The 261-nt window shown below is 42.9% G+C and carries 1 protein-coding gene; it reads left to right on the top strand.

Features of this window, described 5'->3' with window-relative positions; all coding sequences use genetic code 11:
- The coding region (locus tag ACVC08_RS00315; protein WP_452600522.1) for a hypothetical protein at positions 1 to 261 on the top strand (261 nt) is incomplete at both ends.

The following is a 261-nucleotide window of genomic DNA, read 5'->3' as shown; positions in this document are numbered from 1 at the left end:
AGACGAAGCAGATAACTGTTCTACAACCCTAGACGCTACCTACACAGACACTATAGTCGCTGGAACTTGCGAAGGATCATTCGTAATCACCAGAACATGGACATTAACAGATAGCTGTGGTAACACTGCACCAGAACAAACGCAAACCATCACGGTGTCTGATAATATCGCGCCAACATTTACTGCACCTGCAGATATTGAGATATTTACAGATGCATCATGTAACTACGATGCTGGAGTAAACATTACAGGAGATGTTAC

Source organism: Pontimicrobium sp. MEBiC06410 (assembly GCF_053601615.1).
The sequence above is the reverse complement of the archived record's forward strand: the minus strand, read 5'-3'. Positions and strand labels throughout refer to the sequence as shown.